General features: G+C 66.8%; 26 protein-coding genes. 9 read left to right on the plus strand and 17 right to left on the minus strand.

Features of this window, described 5'->3' with window-relative positions; all coding sequences use genetic code 11:
• Positions 1-144: 144 nt before the first annotated feature.
• Positions 145-534, plus strand: a complete 390-nt coding sequence (locus tag ABIA65_RS28155) for a nuclear transport factor 2 family protein (protein ID WP_241404738.1) — start codon at positions 145-147, stop codon at positions 532-534.
• A gap of 17 nt (positions 535-551) precedes the next feature.
• Here ABIA65_RS28155 and ABIA65_RS28160 read toward each other — a convergent pair whose 3' ends face one another.
• The 3 genes from ABIA65_RS28160 to ABIA65_RS28170 are packed head-to-tail and all read right to left on the minus strand — an operon-like array spanning position 552 to position 3,384.
• Complete coding sequence (locus tag ABIA65_RS28160) at positions 552-1,940, minus strand: class II 3-deoxy-7-phosphoheptulonate synthase (protein ID WP_241404737.1); 1,389 nt, start codon at positions 1,938-1,940, stop codon at positions 552-554.
• A gap of 52 nt (positions 1,941-1,992) precedes the next feature.
• Complete coding sequence (locus ABIA65_RS28165; RefSeq protein WP_241404736.1) at positions 1,993-2,499, minus strand: polyadenylate-specific 3'-exoribonuclease AS; 507 nt, start codon at positions 2,497-2,499, stop codon at positions 1,993-1,995.
• A gap of 6 nt (positions 2,500-2,505) precedes the next feature.
• A complete protein-coding gene (locus ABIA65_RS28170; protein WP_241404735.1) occupies positions 2,506-3,384 on the minus strand; it encodes a hypothetical protein in 879 nt (292 codons plus the stop codon).
• Positions 3,385-3,469: 85 nt separating this feature from the next.
• Here ABIA65_RS28170 and ABIA65_RS28175 point away from each other — a divergent pair, with 85 nt between their 5' ends.
• Positions 3,470-4,810 carry a glycosyltransferase family 87 protein gene (locus tag ABIA65_RS28175; RefSeq protein WP_241404734.1) on the plus strand — a complete coding sequence of 447 codons (1,341 nt, stop codon included), beginning with the start codon at positions 3,470-3,472 and terminating at the stop codon, positions 4,808-4,810.
• Here the strand turns inward: ABIA65_RS28175 and ABIA65_RS28180 are convergent.
• The 5 genes from ABIA65_RS28180 to ABIA65_RS28200 all read right to left on the minus strand — a co-directional run bounded on the left by ABIA65_RS28180 (position 4,807) and on the right by ABIA65_RS28200 (position 8,227).
• A complete protein-coding gene (locus tag ABIA65_RS28180; RefSeq protein WP_241404733.1) occupies positions 4,807-5,541 on the minus strand; it encodes a lysophospholipid acyltransferase family protein in 735 nt (244 codons plus the stop codon). The genes ABIA65_RS28175 and ABIA65_RS28180 overlap by 4 nt on opposite strands.
• 105 nt (positions 5,542-5,646) lie before the next feature.
• Entirely contained in the window at positions 5,647-6,036 is a 390-nt protein-coding gene (locus tag ABIA65_RS28185; RefSeq protein WP_241404732.1) for a hypothetical protein, read from the minus strand.
• Entirely contained in the window at positions 6,033-7,313 is a 1,281-nt protein-coding gene (locus tag ABIA65_RS28190) for an ArsA family ATPase (RefSeq protein ID WP_354525601.1), read from the minus strand. Before ABIA65_RS28190 ends, ABIA65_RS28185 begins: the two co-directional genes overlap by 4 nt.
• Positions 7,310-7,747, minus strand: a complete 438-nt coding sequence (locus ABIA65_RS28195) for an SRPBCC family protein (protein ID WP_241404730.1) — start codon at positions 7,745-7,747, stop codon at positions 7,310-7,312. Before ABIA65_RS28195 ends, ABIA65_RS28190 begins: the two co-directional genes overlap by 4 nt.
• Positions 7,748-7,837: 90 nt before the next feature.
• Positions 7,838-8,227 (minus strand): polyketide cyclase / dehydrase and lipid transport, encoded by a 390-nt coding sequence (locus ABIA65_RS28200; RefSeq protein ID WP_241404729.1) that lies wholly within the window; start codon positions 8,225-8,227, stop codon positions 7,838-7,840.
• Positions 8,228-8,355: 128 nt separating this feature from the next.
• Here ABIA65_RS28200 and ABIA65_RS28205 point away from each other — a divergent pair, with 128 nt between their 5' ends.
• Together ABIA65_RS28205 and ABIA65_RS28210 are read left to right on the plus strand one after the other, a co-directional pair.
• Positions 8,356-10,176 (plus strand): AMP-dependent synthetase/ligase, encoded by a 1,821-nt coding sequence (locus ABIA65_RS28205; protein ID WP_354525654.1) that lies wholly within the window; start codon positions 8,356-8,358, stop codon positions 10,174-10,176.
• 103 nt (positions 10,177-10,279) lie between these two features.
• The gene (locus ABIA65_RS28210; protein WP_354525602.1) at positions 10,280-11,521 is read left to right on the plus strand and encodes a GNAT family N-acetyltransferase; all 1,242 of its coding nucleotides are present in this window, start codon (positions 10,280-10,282) and stop codon (positions 11,519-11,521) included.
• A 2-nt stretch (positions 11,522-11,523) separates the two neighbouring features.
• Here ABIA65_RS28210 and pimB read toward each other — a convergent pair whose 3' ends face one another.
• The 4 genes from pimB to ABIA65_RS28230 form a co-directional block, all read right to left on the minus strand.
• Positions 11,524-12,669, minus strand: a complete 1,146-nt coding sequence (gene pimB, locus ABIA65_RS28215; protein ID WP_354525603.1) for a GDP-mannose-dependent alpha-(1-6)-phosphatidylinositol monomannoside mannosyltransferase — start codon at positions 12,667-12,669, stop codon at positions 11,524-11,526.
• A gap of 10 nt (positions 12,670-12,679) precedes the next feature.
• On the minus strand, positions 12,680-13,552 hold the full coding sequence (locus ABIA65_RS28220) for a peptidase (RefSeq protein ID WP_354525604.1): 873 nt from the start codon (positions 13,550-13,552) through the stop codon (positions 12,680-12,682).
• On the minus strand, positions 13,521-14,645 hold the full coding sequence (gene ripC, locus ABIA65_RS28225) for a peptidoglycan hydrolase RipC (protein ID WP_502919627.1): 1,125 nt from the start codon (positions 14,643-14,645) through the stop codon (positions 13,521-13,523). The genes ABIA65_RS28220 and ripC overlap by 32 nt, the downstream gene beginning before the upstream one ends.
• Before the next feature lie 150 nt (positions 14,646-14,795).
• On the minus strand, positions 14,796-15,035 hold the full coding sequence (locus tag ABIA65_RS28230) for a hypothetical protein (protein WP_241404724.1): 240 nt from the start codon (positions 15,033-15,035) through the stop codon (positions 14,796-14,798).
• A 127-nt stretch (positions 15,036-15,162) separates the two neighbouring features.
• Between ABIA65_RS28230 and ABIA65_RS28235 the strand changes: the two genes are divergently transcribed.
• Positions 15,163-16,986, plus strand: a complete 1,824-nt coding sequence (locus ABIA65_RS28235) for a DEDD exonuclease domain-containing protein (RefSeq protein WP_354525606.1) — start codon at positions 15,163-15,165, stop codon at positions 16,984-16,986.
• On the opposite strand, the gene trpD is transcribed toward ABIA65_RS28235, so the two are convergent.
• The gene (gene trpD / locus ABIA65_RS28240) at positions 16,970-18,028 is read right to left on the minus strand and encodes an anthranilate phosphoribosyltransferase (RefSeq protein WP_241404722.1); all 1,059 of its coding nucleotides are present in this window, start codon (positions 18,026-18,028) and stop codon (positions 16,970-16,972) included. The two genes, ABIA65_RS28235 and trpD, sit on opposite strands and share 17 nt — an antisense overlap.
• Before the next feature lie 125 nt (positions 18,029-18,153).
• Between trpD and ctaE the strand changes: the two genes are divergently transcribed.
• Genes ctaE through qcrB form a run of 4 tightly spaced genes read left to right on the plus strand, consistent with a single transcriptional unit; the run spans position 18,154 to position 22,428 of the window.
• Positions 18,154-18,765, plus strand: a complete 612-nt coding sequence (gene ctaE / locus ABIA65_RS28245; protein WP_241404721.1) for an aa3-type cytochrome oxidase subunit III — start codon at positions 18,154-18,156, stop codon at positions 18,763-18,765.
• A gap of 26 nt (positions 18,766-18,791) precedes the next feature.
• The gene (gene qcrC / locus ABIA65_RS28250; protein WP_354525607.1) at positions 18,792-19,604 is read left to right on the plus strand and encodes a cytochrome bc1 complex diheme cytochrome c subunit; all 813 of its coding nucleotides are present in this window, start codon (positions 18,792-18,794) and stop codon (positions 19,602-19,604) included.
• A complete protein-coding gene (gene qcrA, locus ABIA65_RS28255; RefSeq protein ID WP_241404719.1) occupies positions 19,601-20,764 on the plus strand; it encodes a cytochrome bc1 complex Rieske iron-sulfur subunit in 1,164 nt (387 codons plus the stop codon). The genes qcrC and qcrA overlap by 4 nt, the downstream gene beginning before the upstream one ends.
• Positions 20,761-22,428: a cytochrome bc1 complex cytochrome b subunit gene (gene qcrB, locus ABIA65_RS28260; protein WP_241404718.1), complete on the plus strand. Its 1,668-nt coding sequence runs from the start codon at positions 20,761-20,763 to the stop codon at positions 22,426-22,428. Before qcrA ends, qcrB begins: the two co-directional genes overlap by 4 nt.
• Before the next feature lie 355 nt (positions 22,429-22,783).
• Here the strand turns inward: qcrB and ABIA65_RS28265 are convergent, their stop codons facing one another.
• From ABIA65_RS28265 to ctaC, 4 genes are all read right to left on the minus strand, one after another.
• Positions 22,784-23,425, minus strand: coding sequence for a DUF2561 family protein (locus ABIA65_RS28265; RefSeq protein ID WP_241404717.1), 642 nt, complete (start codon positions 23,423-23,425; stop codon positions 22,784-22,786).
• The gene (locus tag ABIA65_RS28270) at positions 23,425-24,252 is read right to left on the minus strand and encodes an MmpS family transport accessory protein (protein WP_241404716.1); all 828 of its coding nucleotides are present in this window, start codon (positions 24,250-24,252) and stop codon (positions 23,425-23,427) included. Before ABIA65_RS28270 ends, ABIA65_RS28265 begins: the two co-directional genes overlap by 1 nt.
• 125 nt (positions 24,253-24,377) lie before the next feature.
• Complete coding sequence (locus ABIA65_RS28275) at positions 24,378-24,797, minus strand: cytochrome c oxidase subunit 4 (RefSeq protein ID WP_241404715.1); 420 nt, start codon at positions 24,795-24,797, stop codon at positions 24,378-24,380.
• 15 nt (positions 24,798-24,812) lie between these two features.
• A complete protein-coding gene (gene ctaC, locus ABIA65_RS28280; RefSeq protein WP_371747030.1) occupies positions 24,813-25,844 on the minus strand; it encodes an aa3-type cytochrome oxidase subunit II in 1,032 nt (343 codons plus the stop codon).
• Positions 25,845-26,034 lie beyond the last annotated feature (190 nt).

Below are 26,034 nucleotides of genomic sequence, written 5' to 3' on the forward strand. Positions count from 1 at the left end.
GATCGCGAGTAAGACAACCGATCCGGGTCGATAATCAACACGGCGGCGAACGGTCTGACTGATCGAGGAGCCGCGCCGTGCGACTCCCCCGACCGGCCACGCCCCCGCGGCCGAAATATTCGATGCGATGAAACGGGGAGCGAAATGTCATCACAGGAGAACAAAGACCTCATCCAGCGGGGCTATGAAGCCTTCTCCGCCGGTGACCTGGAATCGGTGATGGGCCTGTTCGACGATGACGTCGAGTGGGTGCAACCGGGCGAGAGCGCGATCAGCGGCACCTTCCACGGCAAGACCGAAGTCATGGAGCACTTCGGACGAATGGCCGAGAAGGACCTGACGGTGAAGCTCAACCGCCTTATCGCCGAGGGCGATACGGTCGTCGCACTCACTGAGGTCACAGCGGGAGGCGAGACAGGCCAGGACGCCGACGTATTCACCATCCGCGACGGCAAGACCACCCACGTTCTAGTGCACGGTGACACGGCGCTGGTTGAGCGCGTGTACGGAAAGAAGCAGCTCGCGTCTGGTTAACAACCGACGAATACGAGCTAGTCGCGCAGCATCTCCGCGACCAGGAACGCCAGCTCCAGTGACTGCTGGGTGTTCAGCCGGGGATCGCACGCCGTCTCGTAGCGGCCGCCCAGATCTGAGTCCGAGATGTCCTGCGCGCCACCGAGACACTCGGTGACGTTCTCGCCGGTGATCTCGACGTGGATGCCGCCGGGATGGGTGCCCAGCGCCCGGTGCACCTCGAAGAAGCCCTGGACCTCGTCGACGATGCGGTCGAAGTGGCGCGTCTTGTATCCGGTGGACGACTCGTGGGTGTTGCCGTGCATGGGGTCGCACTGCCAGATCACCTGATGGCCCGAGGCCTGCACCTTCTCGATGATCGCGGGCAGCACATCGCGCACCTTGCCGTTGCCCATCCGGCTGACGAATGTCAGACGGCCCGCCTCGTTGCGCGGGTCGAGCCGCTCGACGTACTCAACGGCCATCTCGGGTGTGGTCGTTGGACCGATCTTCACGCCGATCGGGTTGGCGATCACCTCGGCGAACGCGATGTGGGCACCGTCGAGCTGACGGGTGCGTTCACCGATCCAGACGTAATGCGCCGACAGGTCATACAGTTTCGGGCCACCCTCAGCCTCAGCGTCCATCCTCAGCATCGCGCGCTCGTAATCCAGCACCAGGGCCTCGTGGCTGGCGAAGATCTCGGCGGTCTGCAGGTTGCGGTCGTCGACACCGCACGCGCCCATGAAGCGCAGGCCGCGGTCGATCTCCCCTGCCAGCGCCTCGTAACGGGCACCTGCGGGCGACGTGCGCACGAACTCACGGTTCCAGTCGTGCACCTTCTGCAGCGACGCCATGCCCGACGATGTCAGCGCCCGCACCAGGTTCATCGCGGCGCTCGCGTTGGCGTAGGCCCGGACCAGACGCGACGCGTCGTGCTCGCGCACCGACGCATCCGGCGCGAAACCGTTGACCATGTCGCCGCGGTAGGACCGCAGGCCCAGCGCATCGATGTCCGACGAGCGCGGTTTCGCGTACTGCCCGGCGATGCGAGCCACCTTGACCACCGGCATGCTCGCGCCGTAGGTGAGCACGACTGCCATCTGCAACAGCGTGCGGATGTTGGCCCGAATGTGCGGCTCGGTGTTGTCGACGAAGGTCTCGGCGCAGTCCCCGCCCTGCAGCAGGAAGGCCTCACCCCGCGCGACGTCGGCCAGGTTGGCCTTGAGTCGCTCGATCTCTGACGGCACGGTGACGGGCGGGACACTCTCGAGAACGGTCCGCATCGCCTTCGCCTGGTCTGCGGGCCAGCTCGGCTGCTGCAGAGCGGGCTTGGCCAACGCGGCGTCGAGCCGATGGCGCAGATCCTCGGGCAGCGGTGGCAGATCCGGCAGCTGGTCGATGGGCACGTCGACGGTCCAGTTCACCCGTCTATGGTAACCGCGCCCCCGAGCGCAAGTTACCAGGCATACCCGCAGATCAGGCCCGTGTGGCCCAGGCGCCATCCGCGTCGTCGGTCATCAGCGTGAAGCGCAGCAGGTTGTGTTTGGCGTCGACCAGAGCATCGTGGGCGTCGCGCGGGCGCGGTGGCATACGCGGCGATCCCCGCTCCTCCCAGAACTGTCGCAGTTCCCGGGTGAACCGCGGTATGGCGGGCGGCAGGTCGGTCATGGGACCCCACAGCTGGCACAGCACCACGTGGTCGTAGGCGCCGACCCAGGCCCACAGCTCGATGGGCTCGTCACCGTCGATGTCGAAGAAGTCCTCGAGTTCCGACCGGATCTGGCGCCGCGAACGCCACAGCTTCGACGACGGCGACGGCAGCTTCGGCAGCACGTGCTTGCGCACCCAGGAGCCCGCTCGGTCGGGATCGAACTCCGTCGAGATCGCGTAGTACTCGCGACCATCCTCTGCGGCCACGCCGATCGAGATCAGCTCGATGGTCCGACCGTCATCGATGAACTCGGTGTCATAGAAGAATCGCATCGCCGCTCAGGCCACCACTTCTCGCTCTGCGGATGCCGCAGCCGGGGCCGGGGCGGCATGAATCTCGCGATCCAACTCCTCATCCACCTTCGCGTCGTCGGGGAACTGCGGCTCGCCGGCGATGACGTGCTGCAGCCAGAGCTTCGCCTGAACCACCGGCCGACGCAACCGCCGCTCGCGCTCCAGGGCCTTGTGCATCTTGCGCGGGCGGGTGGTGTAGCGCCAGCGCGCCCACGGTGCGTGCGGCCGGGACAACCGAATCGCACCGACGATCAACAGCGGCGTGATGAACATACCGACCAGCCCGGTCCACACCTTGCCCTTGAACAGCACGACGACGGCGAGCAGCAGGGTCAGCACGGCGATCACGATCACGCTGATCCGCGCCACCATCGAGTGGTCGTCGCGCCAGATCCCGACGTCGAAGAACGACAGCGGGTTGAAACCGAGCACCAGCAGCCCCGCGACGGCGACGGCGGCGAACACCGCGTCGACCGATGTGCGGCCGTCCTCTGCCCAGTACACGTCCTCGAGGTGCAGGATCAGAGCGAACTCGTCGAGCACTAGCGCCGCACCGATGCCGAAGAAGATTGCCGCGGCTGTGAATTCGGCCACTCCGCCGTTCACCGCGAGCGTCACCATGGTCACCCCGGATACCATCACCAGGACCACGCCGATCACCACGTGGTGGATGTGCAGTCCGCCGCCGCCCATCGAGATGTTGCGCGGCTGCCACCACTTGCGCGGGGCGTCACTGCCGGCCTGGCTGCGGATGTATCGAACGATGGTTCGGGTCACGAAGAACGTCAGGATGAAGGCCACCAGACAGCTCAGCAGCGGCAGTCGATCGTGCGTGATGAAGTCCAGCTGGACGGTGAGGTGCACGGTCGAAAACTTACGCTGGACTGCCGGCGGTGCAGGGTGGACACCCGGTGACGCGCCGAGACGCACGGATAGTCTGTTGTCCGATATGAGTAGACGGCGAACGCTCGGTGGGGCTAGGTGGTGGCCGCGAGGATGGCCAACCGTGGCGTGGCGGTTGTTCCAGCTCCTCACCCTCGCCGCCGTCGGATGGGCGGGGTGGCGCCTGCTCGGCCATATGCCCTACCGCATCGACATCGACGTGTACCGGATGGGCGGTCGCGCCTGGCTGGACGGCACGCCGCTGTACAGCGACAGCACAATCTTCGAGACGCAGGCCGGCCTGGACCTGCCCTTCACCTATCCCCCGCTCGCCGCGATCGTGTTCGCCCCGTTCGCCTGGCTCACGCTCCCGGCCGCCAGCGCGCTCATCACCGTGATCACCTTCCTGCTGCTCATCGCGTCCACCTGGATTGTGCTGACCCGGTTGCGGATCGCCGAGCACACCACAGTCATCCCCGGATCCGCCTGGGCGCGGCGGGTTTGGCTCGCCGCGGCCATCGTCGCGCCGGCGGTGATTTACTTCGAACCCCTGCGGGCGAACTTCGAGTTCGGTCAGATCAACGTCGTACTCATGACTTTGGTCATCGCGGACTGTGTGCCCCGCAAGACTCCGTGGCCGCGCGGACTTCTGCTGGGCATCGGAATCGCGTTGAAGCTGACGCCCGCGGTGTTCCTGCTCTACCTACTCGTGCGACGCGACACCCGCGCCATCCTGGTCACCGCGGCCTCGGCCGCCGGCGCGACGGTGGTTGGCTTCATCCTGGCCTGGCGCGACTCGTTCGAGTACTGGACCCACACCGTGCATGACACCGACCGGATCGGCACGGCAACGCTGAACACCAACCAGAACATCGCTGGCACGCTGGCACGCCTTGGCCTGGGTGAGACACCCCGGTTCGTGCTGTGGGTCGTGGCCTGCTTCGCGGTGCTGGGCCTCACGGTGTGGGCGGCGCGGCGCGTGCTGCGCGGGCGGCCCGCCGAGTCCGTGCGCGCATTCGATGAGGCGCCGGTGCTGGCGCTGATCTGCGTGGCGATGTTCGGGCTGGTGGTCTCGCCGGTGTCCTGGTCGCACCACTGGGTGTGGGTGCTGCCGACGGTGCTGACCACGACCGTGCTGGCCTACCGGTACCGCGATATCGCGCTGGCGTTGATCAGCGTGAGCGGTTTCGCGCTGATGGTGTGGACGCCGATCACGCTGATGACACCGCACGAGGAGACATCAGCGTCGCTGTGGCGGCAACTGGCGGGAGGTTCCTATCTGTGGTGGGCGCTGGCCGTCATCGCCGTGGCGGGTGCCGTCGGCGGCAAATTGGCCTCTGCCGCCCACCGACGGGAATCGGGTAACCCCTCACCGACTGGCGCGCCGCCGATACCGGCGACCAACTAGCCGGCCGCAGCCGCCGGGATACGGCTGGGCGGTTGTCCCCCGCCGTCGCCCTTGCCGTCCTGTGCGGTCTTGACGTCAGCGGCGTAGAGGTCGACGTACTCCTGGCCCGACAGTTGCATCAGCTCGTAGACGATCTCGTCGATGACGGCGCGTTCGATGAACCGGTTACCCGCCAGACCCTCGAACCGGGAAAAGTCCATGGGCTTTCCGAAGCGCACCTCGACACGGCCGAACCGCCACATCTTGCTTCCTGGCGGGTTCACCACGTCGGTTCCGATCATTGCGACCGGAATGACGGGGACACCTGTCTCGAGCGCCAACCGGGCCAGTCCGGTCTTGCCCTTGTAGAGGCGTCCGTCGGGTGAACGGGTGCCCTCGGGGTACATGCCGAGCAGTTTGCCCGCGTCGAGGATCCTCTGCGCGGTGCTCAGGGCGGCCTGCGCCGAGTCGGCGTCGGTGCGATCGATGGGGACCTGTCCGGCGACTGTGTAAAACCATCGGCTGAACCAGCCCTTGATCCCCGTGCCCGTGAAGTACTCGGACTTGGCAAGGAACGTGATCCGCCGCTTGACCACCAGCGGCAGATAGAAGCTATCGGCGACTGCGAGGTGATTGCTGGCCAGGATTACCGCGCCGGAGTCCGGAACATATTCCAGCCCTTGCACTTTCGGCCGACCCAGCAGCGAGAGCAGTGGTCCCATGAAGACGTATTTGAACAGCCAGTACCACATCAAACCTCCCGCGGCGGGCGCCCCGGTCGGTGCCCACCGACAACTTTACCCACGTGTCGGTGTACCGACCACATGGCCACGATGAGATAAGTGCGGCTACGGCGCTCAGTCGTCGATGGTGACCGGGATGTGCTGATATCGGCCAGGCCCCGGGGGCGGCTGATCATCATCCGGCGGCGGCTCAGGCGGACCCGACGGCGAGGTCGGCGGTTCGGGGAATCCGGGGCCCGACGAGTCCGGCAGGTTGTCGACCATGGCCCGCACGACCGCAAGGAGGGCGACGCTGTGTTCGGAGATCACCGTCAGCAGCGGATGCTGCTCACCAGCGACAAGAGCCGCCAATGCGCACACCGGGCACCACACCTGCTCGCAGTTGCTCGCACCGCCCTGCCCTGCCCGTGCCGCGGCTAGCCGGACAGCCGGGTCAAGCCGGTCCAGGAGCGCCTGCGCGAGCTGACGCAACTCAGGACCCAAGTCGGGGTGAGAGCCACTCATTGGGGCCACACCTCCGGATTCGGTCGGAAACGGACTGTCAGCTCAGTGCCGCGAAGCTGGGCATCCGTCACGATGCATCGCCGCAGCACAGACGCCAATCGAACCCGGCGCCGCATGCCACCCGCACCGATGATCAGATCGTCGTCGACCCGGCCCAGGGTCAACGCCGTCGGGTCGACCTGCGGCAACTCTAACCGCAGGCGATACACGGCATCGAGCCCGGACCCGGACTCACGGTCCACCACGGGCTGCACCGGTCCCGGCGGCGGTGAACCGTCCCTGCGGCGCGCACCCTCGAGCAGTTCGGCCAGCGCCTTGGGCCCGATCGGTTCACCCGCCACGTGCGGAACGAGCACCAGCAGGACATCGCCGATCGCCGTGTCGAGTTCGTCGAGGACGGCCTTCTGCTCGGCGATTCGCTCGGTGTACCAGTCGAAGGCGGGGTGCTCCGGCAGGTTGCGGTACTCGAACGACTCGTCTTGTACGAGAACCTGATTGACGATCAACTCGTTGACCGACACCCCCATCAGCGCCAGCGCGCCCAGGGTTCGAGCCGCCTCGGCGGCGACGACGCGTTCCGGGGTGAGAACCAGATGGGCGCCGACCCGCGAGCCGTCGACCAGCAATCCGCTCAGCCGATCGGTCCCCGCCATGATCTGTTCAACCAGTGCGACGACGCCGGCCGACCGCGCCTCGGCAGCGGCCAGCGACAGACGGCGGTGGCGTGGCCAGGCGCGCTCCAGGTACAGCCCGAACGTCGATGGCAGGGTCAGCATTCGCATGGCGTCCGCGGTCGAGGCGCAGTCCACCACCACGTGATCCCAGTCGCCGCAGGCTGCGAGTTCGCCGACCTCGTGCAGACCGAGTACCTCCTGAACTCCCGGCAGGGCCGAGAGTTCCTCGGGGGCGAAGTCACCCAGGTCGGATTCCGGGAAGCGGACCGCGAGAACGCCCGCGACCTGCCGCCAGCGCGCCTCGAGCAGCGCCAGGGTGTCCAGTGCCAGCGCGTCGAGGAAGCCACCGTCGGCGTCGGCACGCCCGGTGCCGAGATCCGCCAGTATCCGGGTCGGGCGCCGCTCGCCGGTCGGGGTGATCGTCACCCCGAGCACGTCGCCGGTGGAATGCGCCTGGTCGGTCGACACGATGAGCACGCGCTGCCCGGCCTGGGCATCGCGCACCGCGGTGGCGGTCGCCAACGTGGACTTGCCTACTCCGCCCTTACCGACGAAGAGGCTGATCCGGCTACCGGCCTGCGCCTGGACACCACTGGCCGTCACTCAGCCTCGACTCGCTTCTTGAGGTCCTTGAGCGCGGTGTCGGTCAGTCGTCGCTCGGCCTTGCGTTTGAGCAGACCGATCATCGGGATGACGAGATCCACTGCGAGTTCATAGGTGACATCGGTGCCAGATCCGTTGGGCTTCAACCGATATGCGCCGTCGAGCGCCTTGAGCAGCGAGCTGGACACCAGCGACCACGTCACCGAGGTGTGATCGGCAGGCCACACGTAGGACAGCACCATGGTGTCCTTGAGGACGGCGGCGTCCAACACCAGCCGTGCGGTGCGCGGGTATCCGTCGTCATCGACCTCGAGGACCTCGGTCTCCTTGTACTCCGCCACCCAGTCCGGATACGAGCCGATGTCGGCGATCACGTCCATCACGGTCGCCGGATCGGCGTCGATGAAGATCGTCTGCGCAGTCTTATCAGCCACGTGTTCCCTTCCCGGGGTCACCCTTCAGCACAGAAATGTACCCTCATCGGCTCTTCTGGGTCGCCGGAGCGCTCCGCAGACGCTGTCCCCTCAGGCCAGCCGCGAGACCCCGACCGGCCGCGATTCCTCGAGGATCCGCTTCACCTCGAAGGCCATCTCCTTGCCCGCCACCCGGCGCTGATGATTGCACTTCGCCAGATTCATCCGCGCCAGCTCCCGCGCGGAGACGCCAGAAGGCTCGGCGTGCAGGAAGTAGTGCAGGATGACGCCGTCGAGCGCGGCCTCCAGCCACACCTCCATGGTGCCGGTGAGGGCGCCGGTGACCGTCCAGCGGTGACCCACGGGCCCGCGGTCCTCGACGACGGCCAACCGCAGGTCCGGCCACCACCGGGCCCACGAAGCGGGGTTCGCGACGGCGGCACCGACGTCCTCGGGGTCGGCGCACACGAACGTCTCGTCCGCGATCTGGATGCTGTTCATCGTGGTCGAGTTTCGCATACGCCTCTTCGCACGTGTGGGTCCGCGACCTGCAGGTGGCCGACTAGGCTGGGGTTCGGCAAATGCGGTCTGATCCCCTGCCGCCTCATCCCGTCCGAAAGGCCTCGATCGTGCGTGAGTTCAGCGTTCCCGCATCGTTTACCGTCGGCGAGCATGACAGCGTCGTGAGCGCCGTCTTCGCCAATGAGCGCGACGACCCCGACCACGTCATCATCCAGCGTCTCGTAGACGGATCGTGGACGGACGTGACCTGCGCGCAGGTCGCGGCCGAGGTCCGCGCCGTGGCACAGGGCCTGATCGCCGAGGGCGTCAAGCCCGGCGACCGTGTCGCCATCCTCTCCTCGACCAGGTACGAATGGCCGATCATCGACTTCGGGATCCTCGCCGCGGGCGCGGTCACCGTGCCGATCTACGAGACCTCATCGGCCGAACAGGTGCGATTCGTGCTCGCCGACTCGGGCGCGGTGGCGGTTTTCGCCGAGTCCGACACGCACGCGCGCACGATCTCGGCGCTCACCGCCGAGCTGCCGGAGCTGCGCAAGGTGTATGTGATCGAGGGGTCCGACAACGACTCCGATCAATCAACTCTCGAGGCCCTGGCCCGGACCGGAGGCGACGCTGACGGTGCCGACCTGGAGGCGGGCATCGCCGCCGTCAAGTCGTCGGATCCCGCAACGCTGATCTACACATCGGGTACCACGGGGCGACCGAAGGGCTGCCAGCTGACCCACTCGAACCTGCTCCACGAGATTCGCGGCGCGAAGGCCTGCTTCCCCGACCAGCTCGCCAAGGGCGAGAAGCTGCTGGTGTTCCTGCCGCTGGCCCACGTGCTGGCCCGCGCCATCACCGTTGCCGCGTTCACCAACAAGGTGACGCTCGGCTTCACCAACGACATCAAGAATCTGGTACCCACCCTGGCGGTGTTCCGACCCACCCTGGTGGTGTCGGTGCCGCGAGTGTTCGAGAAGGTCTACAACACCGCCGAGCAGAACGCCCGAAATGACGGCAAGGGCCGCATCTTCGAGATCGCCGCCGACACCGCGATCGAGTGGAGTCAGGCTCAGGACACCGGTGGTCCCGGCCTGCTGCTGAAGCTCAAGCACGCGGTGTTCGACAAGCTCGTCTACGGCAAGTTGCGCGCCGCGCTCGGCGGCAGGTGCCACTCGGCCATCTCGGGTGGCGCTCCCCTTGGCGCCCGGCTCGGGCACTTCTACCGCGGTGTCGGCCTGTCCATCTACGAGGGCTACGGGCTCACCGAGACCAGTGCGGCGATCACCGTCAACCGGACAGACGATCTGAAGGTCGGTTCGGTCGGAAAGCTGGTGCCGGGCAACAGTATGCGCATCAACGACGACGGCGAACTGTTGGTCAAGGGCGGTGTGGTCTTCGGCGGCTACTGGCGCAATGAGGACGAGACGAAGGCAGTGTTCTCCGACGGCTGGTTCCACACCGGCGACCTTGGTGCGATCGACGATGCCGGATTCCTGACCATCGTCGGGCGCAAGAAGGAGATCATCGTGACCGCGGGCGGCAAGAACGTCGCCCCCGCCCTGCTCGAGGATCGGTTGCGTGCCCACCCGTTGATCAGCCAGGCGATGGCAGTCGGTGACGCACAGCCATTCATCGCGGCACTGGTGACCATCGATCCCGAGGCCTTCCCCGGCTGGAAGGAACGCAACGGCAAGGACGCGGGTGCCTCGGTCGGCGACCTGGCCGATGATCCGGACCTCGTCGCCGAGATCGACCTGGCCGTCAAGGAGGCCAATCAGGCAGTGTCCAAGGCCGAGGCCATTCGCAAGTTCCGCATCCTGGTCGTCGACTTCACCGAGGCCACCGGCGAGTTGACGCCGACGCTCAAGGTGAAGCGCAAGGTCGTGGCCGAGAAGTTCGCAGGCGATATCGAGGCGCTCTACGCGAAGACGGGCGACTAGCGCCGCACTCGTCGAGATGGGCGGCCGATTCATCCCGGGCCGCTTGGGGTTTCGCCGCGATATTCGGATGACTCGCATCAGCGCCTCGGGTACACATGGGTGTGTGCCCGAGCTGAAGCTGCGAACCATCGCCGATGAGGATGACTACGAGTCATTCATGTCCGCGGCGTACACGGTGTTCCTGCAGGACGTGCAGAAGGACGAGATCGACCTAACCCGCAAGTTCACCGATCTCGACCGGATGTTCGGTTTTCACGACGGAACGCGGTGGGCGTCCACCGGCGGGGCATTCGCCAAGGAAGTGGTGCTGCCTGGGGGTGTCATCACCCCGGTCGCCGCCGTCACCGCGATCACGGTGTCGCCCAGCCATCGGCGCCGCGGCCTGCTCACCGCGATGATGCGGTACCAACTCGACGACATCAGGGCCCGCGGAACCGAGGCAATCGCGATGCTGTACGCATCGGAGGCCTTGATCTACGGGCGTTTTGGCTACGGGATGGCCAGTGCCGATGCCCTACTGTCCGGGCAGGTGCGCGATCTCGGATTCCGCCCAGACGTCGATCTGGGCGACGGCTCGGTGACCGAGACCGACGCCGAGACGCTGCTGGCCTGCGCACCGGCGATCCACGACCGGGCGATCGCGCAGCTGCCCGGGCAGATGCCCAGATCCCGTCCGTGGTGGGACACCTGGATTCACGACAGCGACGAACGGCGCAAGGAGACCGGCCGGATCCGCTTCGCCCTTCACCACGAGGCCGACGGCACCGCAAGCGGCTACGCCATTTACCGGCCCAAGGCGCAGTGGGGCGACGGCGGCCAGCCGACGAGCGAGATTCACCTCCAGGAGGTGCGGGCCACCAACCACCGGGCATACGCCCGGATCTGCCGCTACCTCCTCGACATTGACCTGATCAGGAGCGTCAAGTACCACGGCGCCGCTGTCGACGAGCCGCTGCGCTATCTGGTCGCCAACCAGCGGGCACTGCAGTGTGCGGTGGGCGACGGCATCTATGTACGGCTTGTCGACGTCGCGCGCGCACTGACGTTGCGCTCCTATGCCACTCCCATCGACGTGGTGCTCGACGTGACAGATGAGTTCTGCCCGTGGAACACCGGACATTTCCGCCTGCGCGGCGCGCCCGATGGTGCCGAGTGTGAGATCACCACTGCACCGGCCGATATCGCCATCTCCGCCCGTGATCTCGGCGCGATCTACCTGGGCGGTGTCAACCTGGCGGCATTGGCCGGCGCGGGGTTGGCGGTCGAACTCAGCGCAGGTTCCCTGCAACGGACGGCGATCGCATTCGACTGGCCGGTCGCGCCGAGCGTGCCCGACGACTTCTAGCGCTACTGCGATCGCAGCAGCTCCGCGAGGCGCGCGGCCTTGGTGCGCCACTGCCAGTTCTGCACGACCCAATCACGGCCGGCCGCGCCCATAGCTGCGGCGCGGTCAGGGTCGGCGAGCAGGTCACCGACCGCTGCCGCGATCGCCGCGACGTCACCGCCGTCCACCACCAGACCGGTCTCGCCGTCACGCACCGATTCCGGCGCACCTCCGGAGCGGCCGGCCACGACGGGCACACCGGTGGCCGACGCCTCCAGGTAGACGATGCCGAGCCCTTCCACGTCGAGCCCCGCTCCACGGGTGCGGCATGGCATCGCGAACACATCGGCCATCGCATGGTGTGCGGGTAACTCCTCGCCTGGCACACCGTCGGTGAACACGACGTGATCGTCGACGCCGGAGTCGCGGGCGAGATCGTGCAGCGACTCCCGATACGGTCCGCCCCCGACGATGACCAACACGGCGTCGTCCACCCGCTTCCGGATCGTGGGTAGCGAACGGATCAGCATGTCCTGACCCTTGCGGGGAACCAGGCGTGACAGGCACAGCACAACGGGGCGGTCGCCGAGCCCGTACCGCGCGCGCAGTTCGGCGCGGGCCACCGGGTCGGGCACGAAGCGATCCGTGTCCACCCCCGGGGCGAGGTGTTCGAGCGCCGCCCGTGGGCCGAACGCCGAGGCGAACCGGTCTCGCGTGTAATGACTGATGAACGTGATGACGTCGGCATCGTTGCCTATGCGCCGCAGGGCCGTTCTGGCCAACGGCAGCATCGACCATCCCACTTCGTGGCCGTGCGTGCTGGCGACGATGCGGCGCGCTCCCGCCGCGCGAGCCACCGGCGACATGAGCGCCAACGGGGCTGCGGCACCGAACCAGACCGTCTCGATGTCGTGTCTTCTGATGAGCTGACGCATCCGCAGTGCCACCGCGGGTTCGGGCAGCATCAACGTGGTCGGGTGGCGCACCACCTGGTAGCCGGTGGCGGCGGCCGCGACGTCATAGTCCTCGGCGCCCTTCCACTTCGGCGCGTAGACGGTCAGCTGGTGGTCACCACTCGCGACCAGCTCCCCCACCAGGTTCTCCAGGTAGGACTGGATGCCGCCACGGCGCGGCGGAAAATCGTTGGTTACCAGCAGCACCCTTGACATCGCAGTCAGGCTAGCCGTTGAGCCACTGCCGCCACGCGATCAGCACCTCATCCAGCTGTACGCCCAACACATCGCGCAGCCCGTCGGCAATGTCGGTGTGCCCCATACCGCAGGTCGCCAGGTACAGCCTGCGCAAGCCGTCAGGGCCATAGCGGTCGGCGATGAACCGGCTGAACCACCACGCCCTGTCGTACGCCAGCGACCGGGCAGCGCCGGGCGTGTCCAGGTCGACGTCGGTCGGCAGCCGAGCCAGGTCGGCGGCGGCCGCGGGGCCGGGCAGCGGGATCGGTGGCCGCCCGACGTAGTCGGCCACGCCCTCGGTGAGCCAGCGCGGTGCATCGGCGGCGGTGACGTGCCGTGCCGCATGGTGGAAGAGTTCGTGGCGCAACACGATTCGCAACGATGCGTCGCTCATGCCTGCCGCTCCGGGGGCGAACACGATGCGCTCCGAGGTCGTCGCCGCGGCGATATCGGAACCCCCGCCACCCATGGCGGCGAACTGCTCGTCCGTGCCGGTGACGACCACGGCGATGTCACGTCGCCAGTCGTCGCCCCAGAACGCGGTGACCGCGTCGGCCACATCGTCGAGGTCTCCTCGTATGCGGTCGGCCAGGCCGACCGTCCCCGGGCCGGGAAGGACAAGGATCTCCGCGGTGCGGCCGTCGCGCAGCACGACGTGCTCGGTGGAGGCCGCAGGTGGGTTCGGCGCCACGACGGCAGCGGGCGGTGCCGGTGTCGTGGTTATCGCAGGTGTCGCCCGGGTGAGCAGGACGACGGCAGCGACCAACTCGACGAGCAGGACCAGAGCCAGTAAGGGACGTCTTGTGCCAGTGAACTCAGTACCGCTGGACTCAGTACCGGCGAACGTTGTGGATCGGCGCATTGTTGACCGGCGCGACCGCAACCGGCGAGCCGTAGGTGGACGCATGCACCATCATGCCGTCCCCGATGTAGATGCCGACGTGGGATGCATCGGAGTAATAGGTGACCAGATCACCTGGCTGCATCTGATCCATCGACACCGCCTGGCCGCCCCGAGCCAGGGCCTGACTGGAGTGCGGGAGGTTGACGCCGGCCTGACCGAAGGCCCACATCACCAGCCCGGAGCAGTCGAAGGCGTTGGGGCCTGACCCGCCCCAGGAGTATGGCGATCCGATGCGAGTAAGCGCGGCCTGTACGGCCGTCTGTCCTTCGGGACCGCCGCCGGGCATGACCACAGCGCCCTCGGGCAAGCCGATGTTGCCGCCAGGGGCAGCCGCCAGGATCTCGGGACCGCCATCACCCGGCGGAACCGCGCCCGGCGGGGGCGGAATCGGCGGGATCGCGGCCAGCGCCTCGCGCTGGGCCGGCGTGAGCGCCGTGTACTGAGACTTGACGACCGCGATCTGCACCTGCAGCTTGCTTTGCTTGGATTGCAGTTCTGCGCGGACGGCCGCGGCCTGCTCGGCTGCGGTCTTGGCATCGGCAGCCGACTTGGCGGACGCCTCACGGGTGCGCAGCGCCTGCTCGCTGACCGTCCGGAAGTTCTTCATCTGTACCGACATCTCGGTCGCCATCACGCGCTGGACGGCAAGCTGGTCGATCAGTTTCTGGGGCGAATCTGCGGTCAACATCGCGTCGAGTCCGTCGGTGCGGCCACCCATGTACTGGGCGGCAGCAACTCTGTCGACAGCCTTCTGGAACGTTGCCAGCTGCGTCTGCGCGGCGTCTGCCGCGGCCATGTCCGCGCCGTGCTGTGCATCGGCGTTCTGCTGCGCAGCCACCTTTGCGTCGAGGTCAAGCTGGGCGCTGTGCATCGCCTCGGTGGACTGTTCCGCCTCGCGGGACAGTTCGTTGAGCTTTGCCAGGGCGTCATCGGCGGGATCAGCCTGCACATTGCCCGCGAGAATGCCGGAGAAGACGGCAATTCCGGCGATGGCGCCTGCAAGGGGTCGACGAATTCCACGTGTGCTCATGTGTGTGCGGTCGAACCTCAAGATTTATGCGTCCTTCAACTGCCGTTGCGAGCCGTCGAACTTCTGTTAGGTCTCAGATAGGTTACGAAACGGCATCGGGCTTGTCCAACAGAAGAGGCAAATTTAACAGGCGCAAGGACTTTTTTTCGCTGTGAATGCGTTGCGGTGCGTTCAGGCAACCCCGGATTGACCATGACGATGGATGGGAACCAGCCGCAGTCTTGGGGCCAGGCCCACATCAGCCAAGACTTCCAACGCCCGCTGTTCGTCGGGGCGCAGCGTCTCGGGGACGCCCAGCAAAACACTGATGACGCAGTCCTTGCATCCGTGTCCCCGCACCGCGCAGTCGTCACAGTCGATGATGACGCTGCCGGTGTCACTGCCGGTGTCCGGCGTGTCGTTAGGTGCCATGTCAGCACTCCTCTCACTTCGAGTTGACTCGGACGCTAACGACACCCCCCGACAAGGTCCGCCGTGCGCCGACGGGTGCGGGCCGCGAACTACACGCATGTCAGTCGCGGGGCCTAGCGTCACTGCCGTGGGTCGACCGAATCTTGCCGAGGCCGAGCAGCTGGCACTCGACATGGACGTCGCGATGGACGGGCTGGCGCTGCGCGACACCACATTCGTCGTGGTCGATCTGGAGACCACCGGAGGACGTGCGACCGAGAGTGCGCCGGGCCGCGGCGACCACGACCAGATCACCGAGATCGGCGCGGTCAAGGTGCGCGGCGGAGAGATCATCGGTGAACTCGGCACGCTGGTCGATCCGGGACGGGCCATCCCACCCCAGATCGTCGCGCTGACCGGGATCACCACGGCAATGGTGTGCGACGCGCCGCGCATCGAGTCGGTGCTGCCGTCCTTCCTCGAGTTCGCCCGAGGCGCCGTCCTCGTGGCGCACAACGCCGGGTTCGACATCGGCTTCCTCAAGGCCGCCGCCAAGCGGTGCGATATCGCCTGGCCACAGCCGCCGGTGCTGTGCACTGTCAAGCTCGCGCGCAGGGTTCTGACGCGCGACGAGGCGCCCAGCGTCCGACTCTCGGCACTGGCCCAGTTGTTCAGCGCCAGCACCACGCCGAACCACCGTGCCCTCGACGACGCCCGCGCCACCGTCGATGTCCTGCACGGCCTGATCGAGCGTGTGGGCAATCAGGGCGTGCACACGTTTCCCGAGCTACGCACGTACCTGCCCAACGTCACACCGGCCCAACGCGGCAAGCGCCATCTCGCGGCAGGCCTGCCCCGGCGACCCGGCGTGTACCTGTTCCGCGGTCCGAGCGACGAGGTGCTCTATGTCGGCACGTCCGTCGACCTGCACCGCCGCGTTGCGCAGTACTTCACGGGCGCCGACCCACGCACACGCATGAAGGAGATGGTGGCGCTGGCCTCTGCCGTCGCCCACGTCGAGTGCGCCCACGACCTGGAGGCGGGCGTGCGGGAACTGCGCCTGCTCGCCGCGCACGCACCGCCGTACAACCGACGGTCGAAGTTCCCGCACAAGTGGTGGTGGGTCGTCCTCACCGACGAGCCATTCCCCCGCTTCTCGGTCGTGCGCAGACCCACGCACGACCGAGTCGTCGGCCCGTTCCGGGCGCGCGCCGACGCCGCCGAGACCGCCGCGCTGCTGGCCCGGTTCACCGGGGTGCGGACGTGTACGTCGCGGCTGTCCCGTACGGCGCACCATGGACCGGCTTGCCCCGAAAGGGAATTGGCGCCGTGTCCGGCGGTACGCGACGTTGGGGTCGCTGACTACGCTCCGGCGCCCACGCGAGCCCAACGCCTGATCGACGGCGCCGAACGGACGGCACTGTGCGATGCGCTCGCCGAGGTTGAAGATCTCGCACGACGCGGACGCTACGAGACGGCAGCACGGTTACGTGATCACGCGGCGACGGCCATCGATGCGCTCTGGCGGGGGCAGCGGCTACACGCGCTGGTCGCGGTCGAGGAGTTGGTCGCCGCACGCCCCGACGGCGCGGGCGGGTGGCACCTCGCGGTCGTCCGGCGTGGCCAACTCAGCTCGGCGGGCAGTGCCAGGCGGGGCGTCCCACCGATGCCCGTGGTCGACGCGATATGCGCTGCGGCCCAGACCATCCTGCCGGCGCCCGCGCCGTTGGGCGGGGCCATGGTCGAGGAGACCGCGCTCATCGCGCGCTGGTTGGGCCACCCGGGGGTGCGGATCGTGCGCGCGGACGACGGCTACGCCAGCCCCCTGGGAGCCGCCGGAGGACTCGCGGACTGGGCTGCCCTGGCCCGCTCAGCGCGACTCGCCGCCCAGGCCGGTTCCGATACGGAACTCGACGACCGGTACGGGACCGCGCCGACACCGAAACCCGTGCGCCTCAGCGCTTCTGGGTGAACCGCGCCCAGCGCCCGAGCAGCTGCTGGGCCGCACCGGAGTCGATGGCCTCGGTGGCACGTGCCAACCCGGCCTCCCACGCCGGCACCCACTTGGCGTCACTGGACAGTCCGGCGTGGGCGACCATCGCACCGGCGGCGTTGAGCACCACCGCATCGCGAACCGGCCCCTTGGCGCCACCGAACACCTCGCGCACCGATACCGCGTTGGTCTCGGCGTCGCCGCCCATCAGCTCACTGAGGTGAGCCCTCGCGAAACCGAACGCCGCGGGATCGAAGGTCAGTCGTTCCACGGTGCCCGCCTGGACCCGCCAGATCGTGCTTGTGGTCGTGGTGGTCAACTCGTCGAGGCCGTCATCGCCGTGCACCACCAGGACACTGGAGCCACGCTGAGCGAACACACCCGCCATCACCTCGGACAGGTCCGCCCAAGCGCAGCCGATCAGTCCGGCCCGCGGTGACGCTGGGTTGGCCAGCGGTCCAAGCAGGTTGAAGACCGTGGGCACACCGATCTCGCGACGGACCACCGACGCGTGCCGGTAGGAGGGATGGAACTGCGGCGCGAAGGCGAAGCCGATACCAACCTCGGCGACGCTGCGCGCGACATCGTCGGGGCCGAGGTCGATCTTCACCCCGAGCGCCTCGAGAGTGTCAGCACCACCCGAAAGGGAGGACGCGGCGCGATTGCCATGCTTGATCACGGGCACGCCGCACGCCGCCACCACGATCGAGGCCATCGTCGACAGGTTCACCGTGTTGGCACCGTCACCGCCGGTACCCACCACGTCCACCGTCTCGCGCCCGATCACATCGGTGGGCACACGCCGCGCGTGCCGGAGCATGATGTCGGCCAGCTCCGACACCTCAGCCGAGGTCGGCCGCTTCATCTTCATCGCCACGGCGAAGCCAGCGATCTGAGCGGGTGTCGCGACTCCCGTCATGATCTGATCCATCGCCCAGGCCGCCTGTCCGGGAAGCAGCGGCTGAACCGTCGTCAGACGGCCGAGGATCTGGGCCCAGGTGGGGGAATCGTCGGAAGACACGCCGGTGAGCCTAACGCCATCGCCACGGGGCCCAACCGGCGATGGCCACCGTTGTTGCGACACGTTTATGACGAATCTCGCGACCCGGGTGGAGTTGGACAACTACAAAGCGTCATACTTCATGTGTGACGAGCGTTGTAGGGACTTCTGGAACCGCGATCACGTCGCGAGTTCATTCGCTGAACAGGCCCAACATGGTAAGTGTTGGCACCATAGTTTGGCTTTCGAGCGAGTTGATGTTCTTTGCTGGCCTGTTTGCCATGTACTTCACGGCACGGGCCCAGGCGGGCGGTGACTGGCCCCCGCACCCCACAGAACTCAATCTCGCGCTCGCGGTACCCGTGACGCTGGTGCTGATCGCGTCGTCGTTCACGTGCCAGATGGGCGTGTTCGCGGCTGAGCGTGGCGACGTCTACGGACTGCGCCGGTGGTACATGGTCACCCTGGTGATGGGCACGTTCTTCGTCCTCGGCCAGGGCTACGAGTACTACCACCTGGTCGCGGAGGGCACCACCATTCCGGGCAGCGCCTACGGATCGGTGTTCTATCTGACCACCGGGTTCCACGGCCTGCACGTGATCGGCGGCCTCATCGCCTTCGTGCTGCTGCTGATGCGCACCAGGATGAGCAAGTTCACCCCGGCCCAGGCCACCGCCGCGATCGTCGTGTCCTACTACTGGCACTTCGTCGACATCGTGTGGATCGCTCTGTTCGCCGTCATCTACTTCGTCCGATGATTGGCTCGCCGATGAGAAGGGGTTCGATGACCAGCAAGTCCCGACGTCGGTTGCGCCGACGCCTGTCCGCAGGCGTACTGCTTCTGATTGGACTCGCATTCGCCGGCGCTCTCGCAGCGACCCTGACGCCCAAGCCTCAGGTCGCCCAGGCCGACGAGTCGCAGATGGCCCTGTTGCGCACGGGCAAGCAGCTTTTCGACACGTCCTGCATCACGTGCCATGGCGCCAATCTCCAAGGCGTGCCCGATCGCGGACCGAGCCTCATCGGCACCGGCGAGGCGGCGGTGTACTTCCAGGTCTCCACCGGCCGCATGCCCGCCATGCGCGGTGAGGCTCAGGCGCCTCGCAAGGCCCCGGTCTTCGACGAGCACCAGATCGACGCGCTCGGCGCCTACATCCAGGCAAACGGCGGCGGCCCGGTCGTCCCCCGTGACGCCAACGGTGGCATCGCCCACGAGTCGCTCCTTGGAGACAACGTCGCCCGCGGTGGCGACCTGTTCCGCCTGAACTGCGCGTCGTGCCACAACTTCACTGGCAAGGGCGGCGCGCTGTCCTCCGGCAAGTACGCACCCGACCTCGGTGAGGCGTCGAAGGAACCCGCGCAGATCTTCACCGCGATGCTCACCGGCCCCCAGAACATGCCGAAGTTCTCCGACCGGCAGCTCTCCCCCGAGGAGAAGCGGGACATCGTCGCGTATGTGCACGAGGCAGCGAACACGCCTGACCCCGGTGGCTACGGCCTCGGCGGCTTCGGCCCCACCACCGAGGGCATGGCAGCCTGGATCATTGGAATGGTCGCCGTCATCGGCGCGGCAATGTGGATCGGATCACGAGCATGAGTGACGAGGTGAAGCGCCCCACCGACGCCGAATTGGCGAAGATGTCGCGCGAGGAACTGGTCGCCCTTGGCGGCAGGATCGACGGTGTTGAGACCGTCTTCAAGGAGCCGCGCTGGCCTGTCGAGGGCACCAAGGCCGAGAAGCGTGCCGAGCGCTTGGTCTCGTACTGGCTTCTGCTGGGCGGGATCTCGGGCCTCGCCCTGCTACTGGTCTTCATCTTCTGGCCGTGGGAGTACAAGCCCTTCGGCGCCGAGGGTGAGCGCATCTACACCCTCGCCACCCCGCTGTACGGCCTGACCTTCGGCCTGTCGGTGCTCGCCATCGGTATCGGCGCGGTGCTCTACCAGAAGAAGTTCATTCCCGAGGAGATCTCGATCCAGGATCGCCACGACGGCGCTTCCTCCGAGCTCGACCGCAAGACCATCGCGGCCAACCTCACTGACACCCTCGAGGCCTCGACGATCAAGCGGCGCAAGCTGGTTGGCCTGTCGCTGGGCATCGGCCTCGGTGCCTTCGGCGCCGGCACGGCGGTCGCCTTCATCGGCGGCCTGATCAAGAACCCGTGGAAGCCAGTCGTTCCCACCGCCGAGGGCAAGAAGGCGATGCTGTGGACCTCGGGGTGGACTCCCCGCTTCCACGGCGAGACCATCTACATGGCCCGCGCCACCGGTATCCCCGGTGAGTCCCCGTTCGTGAAGATGCGACCCGAGGACCTCGACGCAGGCGGCATGGAGACGGTGTTCCCGTGGCGGGCGTCCGACGGCGACGGCACCACCGTCGAGTCGTCGCACAAGCTGACCGAGATCGCCATGGGCGTCCGGAATCCCGTGATGCTCATCCGCATCCGGCCCGAGGACGTGACTCGCGTGGTCAAGCGCCAGGGCCAGGAGAGCTTCAACTTCGGCGATCTGTACGCCTACACGAAGGTCTGCAGCCACCTCGGTTGCCCGTCGTCGCTCTACGAGCAGCAGACGTACCGGATCCTGTGCCCCTGCCATCAGTCGCAGTTCGACGCACTGCACTTCGCGAAGCCGATCTTCGGCCCCGCGGCACGTGCACTCGCACAACTTCCCGTAACCATCGACAAGGACGGGTATCTGGTCGCCAACGGTGACTTCATCGAACCCGTCGGACCGGCATTCTGGGAGCGAACGTCATGAGTCCACAGAGTGGTTCAAAGCTAGGCGCCATGGCCGCAGCGCAGGGTGACGCGATCGATTCGCGCTACCACCCGTCCGCGGCGGTTCGGCGGCAGCTCAACAAGGTATTCCCGACGCACTGGTCGTTCCTGCTCGGTGAGATCGCCTTGTACAGCTTCATCGTGCTGCTGATCACCGGCGTGTACCTGACGCTGTTCTTCGACCCGTCGATGGCCGAGGTCACCTATCACGGTGTCTACCAGCCGCTCAACGGCGTCCAGATGTCGAGGGCGTACGCGTCGACACTCGATATCAGCTTCGAGGTGCGCGGCGGTCTGTTCGTCCGCCAGATCCACCACTGGGCTGCGCTGCTGTTCGCGGCGTCGATCATGGTCCACCTGGCCCGCATCTTCTTCACCGGCGCATTCCGCAGGCCCCGCGAGGCCAACTGGGTGATCGGCTCGCTGCTGCTGATCCTGGCGATGTTCGAGGGCTACTTCGGCTACTCGCTGCCCGACGACCTGCTGTCGGGCACCGGCCTGCGCGCCGCGTTCTCGTCAATCACGTTGGGTATGCCGGTGATCGGCACCTGGTTGCACTGGGCACTGTTCGGCGGCGACTTCCCCGGGATGATCATCATCCCGAGGCTGTACGCACTGCACATCCTGTTGCTTCCCGGAATCATGTTGGCGCTCATCGGCGCTCACCTGGCATTGGTCTGGTTCCAGAAGCACACCCAGTTCCCCGGTCCCGGCCGCACCGAGAAGAACGTCGTCGGTGTTCGAGTCATGCCGGTGTTCGCCGTGAAGTCCGGCGCGTTCTTCGCCATGACTACCGGCATCCTCGGACTGATGGGCGGTCTGCTGCAGATCAACCCGATCTGGGTCCTCGGCCCGTACAAGCCGTCGCAGATCTCAGCGGGCAGCCAGCCCGACTTCTACATGATGTGGACCGACGGTCTGGCCCGTATCTGGCCGGCGTGGGAGTTCTACCCGTGGGGCCACACCATTCCGCAGTCGGTATGGGTCGCGGTGTTCATGGGGCTGATCCTCGGCCTGCTGACGATGTATCCGTTCCTGGAGAAGAAGTTCTCCGGCGACAGGGCACACCACAACCTGCTGCAGCGTCCGCGTGACGCACCGGTCCGTACCGGCATCGGTGCCATGGCCATCGCGTTCTACCTGGTGCTGACGTTCATGTGCATGAACGACATCATCGCGCTGAAGTTCCACATCTCGCTGAACGCGACGACGTGGATCGGCCGCATCGGCATGGTGGTTCTGCCCGCGATCGTCTACTACATCACTTACCGGTGGTGTGTTGGACTGCAGCGCAGTGACCGCGCGGTGCTTGAGCACGGCATTGAGACGGGCATCCTCAAGCGCCTGCCTCAGGGTGCCTACATCGAACTGCACCAGCCCTTGGGCCCGGTCGACGATCACGGTCACCCGATCCCGCTCGAGTACCAGGGTGCACCGCTGCCCAAGCGCATGAACAAGTTGGGCTCCGGCGGAGCGACGGGTAGCGGTAGCTTCCTGTTCCCCGATCCGAAGTCCGAGAGCGAGGCACTCGCAGAGGCCGAGCACGCGTCCGAGCGCAAGTCGCTCACCGCGCTCAAGGAGTACCAGGACGAGGAGTTCGGCACTTCCCCCAGCGGTAACGGTTCGCCGAACGGCCATCACTGAGTTTCAGCCCTCAGGCAGTAACGCCGGCTACGCCTTCGCGTAGTCGGCGTTACTGCTTTGTGGGCCCGTTGTGATCACCCGCTGAGAGTGCGCACAGGGCTGTGAAACTGCCGCCGCCACAACGCCCCTCAGCGCAGTATCGCGGCGGTTGACTCACCCGAGTAGACCTCAACCGAGTGACCCCAACCGAGTGGCTCAGCTCGCGACAACCCGCCTCACTCCCCCACCGAGACCACACACAGGGCTGTAAAACCGCCGAGTCAGCGACAGGGACGACGGTTTCGGCGAAAGGTGTGAGGGGTGCGGCGCCGTGTGGCGTCAGGCCATCAGGCCATCAGGCGGAAGGCGTAAAGCGTCAGGCGAGGACAGCGCGCAGCTGGCGCAGGAAGAACACCGGCACTGCGGGCATGGCCACGATGATGACACCTGCGACGCCGTAGGCTGCCCACGCCGATGCCTCGTGCTCGGTGGCCGCCAGATAGGTCGCGAGGCCGATGAGCGCGGTCGACGCTCCCATCGCACTGGCGATCGCCACGGGGCACCTCAGATAGATCTGTTCGACAGCGGCCGTCGGGAAGCCCACCCGGCTGCTAGCCGGTGGGACCGGCTGACGCCGGATGGCCGGCGCACCCGCGGAACGCAGGTTCGACGTCTGCACCGGATCGCCGAAGACGGACTGGTCGGGTCGCGGGCCGGCATACGGTGCACCCGCTCCCTCGGCAGCCGAGCGGCGAGCACGGAGCAGCAGCGGCACCGCGGCGACGATGACCACCGCCGACACCCCGATGACCGTGTAGAGCAGCCACGGCGTCTCGGATTCGCTACCGGTGCCCACGTTGTTGCTGCTCAGATCGACGAGCGCGACGATGGCCGCCACCCCCGCACCAAGTGCGATTAGCCACAGCGCGGCGCACACACCCAGAAGGATCCGGTCCGTCTGGTCGAGCGTTTCGGGGTTCAGCCGCGAGCCACGCGCGGCGCTGGTGTCATCGGCCATCAACAGCTCGTCTGCCAATCGTTGTTCTGCTGCGATGCGATCGTCTGACCGTCGCTCGTCGTGATCGAGCAATTCAGCTTCGACAGCCTCAACAGGCTGGACGCCTGGACCGAACCGTACTCCGACATCGAGATCGGCGTCACCGTCAGCGACCACGGGATGTACACGTTCTGCTGGGTGCGCTGCCGCCCCGACGCATCGGTGTAGGTGACCGAGATCCGGTCCAGGGGCGCCTTTGTCCCGGTCACCGTGTAGGTGATGAACCTCGGGCCCGCAGGCGCGGTCGTCGTGGCTGGTGGCGGCGGCGGTGGAGGAGGCGCCTCTGTGGTCGGTGCCGGAGGCGGCTCTGCGGCGGGAGGTGGCGGAGGCGGCTCGCTCGGGGGCGGCGGCGGAGGGGGCTCCTCGCTGCTCGGCGGTGGCGGAGGCGGCGGCGGAGGGGGCGTCGTGGTCGTGGTGGTGATCTCGTCTTGGACCGGTGGCAACGCCGACGTGGTCGTGGTGCTCGGGTTCGCGAGGTCGGTGCTGTCGGTGCGCGCGACCAGCAATGTCACCGAGACGACCAGCGCGACGGCTGCCACGATGGCGACCACACCGACAACCCAGGGCCACTTGGGTGGTTCCTGGTCAACGGGTGCAGAACCGGGCTCGTACGCGTCGTAGTCGTACAGCGCGGGGTCGGGTGGCACGTACGGCCCACTCAGGAACTGCTCGGACTCGGGGGCGGAGTACGCCCGGGAGTAAATCTCCGTCTCACCTGTTCGGGGTGCGTCGTGCGCCGGTTCGTCCGGTTTCGGAGAATCCGGCCCAGGGGGATTCGGCCCGCTCATCTACGCCTATCCTTCTCGACTGCCCAACCGTGCCCCGCAACACTACCCAACCAGCTATGCGAGCGGCCCTCGCGACGCGGCACGCGGGCAAACCTCGCCCGTATCGTGACCTGGCGGCCAGCGGGTCAGTGCTTCTCGGGACCGGTGTAGTACTCGAAGACCAGGCCGGACACCGAGGAGATCACGAACGCGACGCCGGCGACGATCAGCCAGGGCAGCCACAACGCCATGGCGACCGCGGTGACAGACGCAGACAGGGCGATCAGCAGGGGCCACCAGCTGTGCGGGCTGAAGAAGCCCAGCTCCCCCGCGCCGTCGGCGATCTCGGCGTCCTCGTAGTCCTCGGGGCGCGTGTCGAGCCGGCGCGCCACGAACCGGAAGAAGGTGCCGATGATGAGTGACAGTCCCGTGGTGAGGACCAGCGCGGTGGTTCCCGCCCACTCGACGCCCCCATTGGCGTACAGCGCGGTCAGCGTGGCATAACCAACGGCACACAACGCGAAGAACGCGGTCAGAAACTCGAACAGCCTGGCTTCGATATGCATGAGGTTTTGTCCTACCTACTTGCTCGCCTGGGGAGCCTGCTCACCGCGACGAGTGTCGAACGGCTGGGTGGTGACCGCCGTCGGCGGTAGTCCGATGGCAACCAGCGCGTCAGCGTTGGAGGCCTTCGGGTTGTCCTCACGGAACTGGAGGTACGCCTTGAAGTCGTTCGGCTCCACGACGCGGACCTCGAAGTTCATCATCGAGTGATAGGTGCCGCACATCTCGGTGCAACGTCCGACGAACGCGCCGGTCTCCTCGATCTTGCTGATCTGGAAGATGTTGTCCGAGTTGTTGGCCTTGGGCTCCGGCAGGACGTCCCGCTTGAACAGGAACTCCGGAACCCAGAAGCCGTGGATGACGTCGGCGGACGCGATCTGGAACTCGACGCGCTTGTCCTTGGGCAGCACCAGGATCGGAATCTCGGTGCTGGTGCCCAACGTCTCGATCTTGTCGAAGTTGAGGTAGGTGCGGTCCTCGGGGTTCATGCCGCGGATCGGACCGACGCGCTCCTCACCGTGGGCGTCAACACCCTCGGGCTTGGACGTCATGGCGGCCTTGCGCTCGCTGTCGACACCGTCGTAGCTGAGCGTGCCATCGGCGAAGGCGATCTTCTGGTACCCGAACTTCCAGTTCCACTGGAACGCCGTGACGTCGATGACGACCTCGGGGTTGGGGTCCTTGTGCAGCATCTTCTCCTGCACCACAACGGTGAAGTAGAAGAGCACCGAGATGATCAGGAACGGCACGACCGTCAGGACGAGTTCCAACGGCATGTTGTAGCCGAACTGACGGGGCAGTTCGGTGTCCGTCTTCTTCTTGCGGTGGAACGCGCTAGTCCAGAAGATCAGGACCCAGACGATGCCGCCGACGACGAACGAGGCGATGACCGACCCGACCCACAGCTCACGGTTGAGCTTGGCCTCAGGCGTGATGCCAGCTGGCCAACCGAGGCCGAACACCTCCTGCCAACTGCATCCGCTCAGCAGGAGTGTCATCCCGCCTAAAACAGCTGACAACACCACCAACTTCAGCCCGCGAGCGGTCACGTTGGTGCCTCCTAGATGTCCGTTGGGCCAGGCGAATACTACGCAGCGTAGACCACGCCGGCGGGCGCGAGCGAAGCGACCGGGGAATGTCGCGGCGGGCAGGAGCGAAGCGACCGGGGAATGTCGCGGCGGGCAGGAGCGAAGCGACCGGGGAATGTCGCGGCGGGCGCGAGCGAAGCGACTGGGGAAT

It is taken from the genome of Mycolicibacterium sp. 624, assembly GCF_040548615.1.
Classification (GTDB): Bacteria; Actinomycetota; Actinomycetes; order Mycobacteriales; family Mycobacteriaceae; genus Mycobacterium.

Bases quoted from the DNA above. Each gene is read 5' to 3' on its own strand.
- ABIA65_RS28275 (WP_241404715.1), bottom strand. From the start codon at position 24,797: ATGCATATCGAAGCCAGGCTGTTCGAGTTTCTGACCGCGTTCTTCGCG.
- ABIA65_RS28155 (WP_241404738.1), top strand. From the start codon at position 145: ATGTCATCACAGGAGAACAAAGACCTCATCCAGCGGGGCTATGAAGCC.
- qcrB (WP_241404718.1), top strand. From the start codon at position 20,761: ATGAGTCCACAGAGTGGTTCAAAGCTAGGCGCCATGGCCGCAGCGCAG.
- ABIA65_RS28270 (WP_241404716.1), bottom strand. From the start codon at position 24,252: ATGAGCGGGCCGAATCCCCCTGGGCCGGATTCTCCGAAACCGGACGAA.
- ABIA65_RS28175 (WP_241404734.1), top strand. From the start codon at position 3,470: ATGAGTAGACGGCGAACGCTCGGTGGGGCTAGGTGGTGGCCGCGAGGA.
- ABIA65_RS28165 (WP_241404736.1), bottom strand. From the start codon at position 2,499: ATGCGATTCTTCTATGACACCGAGTTCATCGATGACGGTCGGACCATC.
- ABIA65_RS28185 (WP_241404732.1), bottom strand. From the start codon at position 6,036: ATGAGTGGCTCTCACCCCGACTTGGGTCCTGAGTTGCGTCAGCTCGCG.
- ABIA65_RS28180 (WP_241404733.1), bottom strand. From the start codon at position 5,541: ATGTGGTACTGGCTGTTCAAATACGTCTTCATGGGACCACTGCTCTCG.
- ABIA65_RS28220 (WP_354525604.1), bottom strand. From the start codon at position 13,552: ATGCGCCGATCCACAACGTTCGCCGGTACTGAGTCCAGCGGTACTGAG.
- ABIA65_RS28230 (WP_241404724.1), bottom strand. From the start codon at position 15,035: ATGGCACCTAACGACACGCCGGACACCGGCAGTGACACCGGCAGCGTC.
- ABIA65_RS28200 (WP_241404729.1), bottom strand. From the start codon at position 8,227: ATGAACAGCATCCAGATCGCGGACGAGACGTTCGTGTGCGCCGACCCC.
- ABIA65_RS28265 (WP_241404717.1), bottom strand. From the start codon at position 23,425: ATGGCCGATGACACCAGCGCCGCGCGTGGCTCGCGGCTGAACCCCGAA.
- qcrC (WP_354525607.1), top strand. From the start codon at position 18,792: ATGACCAGCAAGTCCCGACGTCGGTTGCGCCGACGCCTGTCCGCAGGC.
- qcrA (WP_241404719.1), top strand. From the start codon at position 19,601: ATGAGTGACGAGGTGAAGCGCCCCACCGACGCCGAATTGGCGAAGATG.
- pimB (WP_354525603.1), bottom strand. From the start codon at position 12,669: ATGTCAAGGGTGCTGCTGGTAACCAACGATTTTCCGCCGCGCCGTGGC.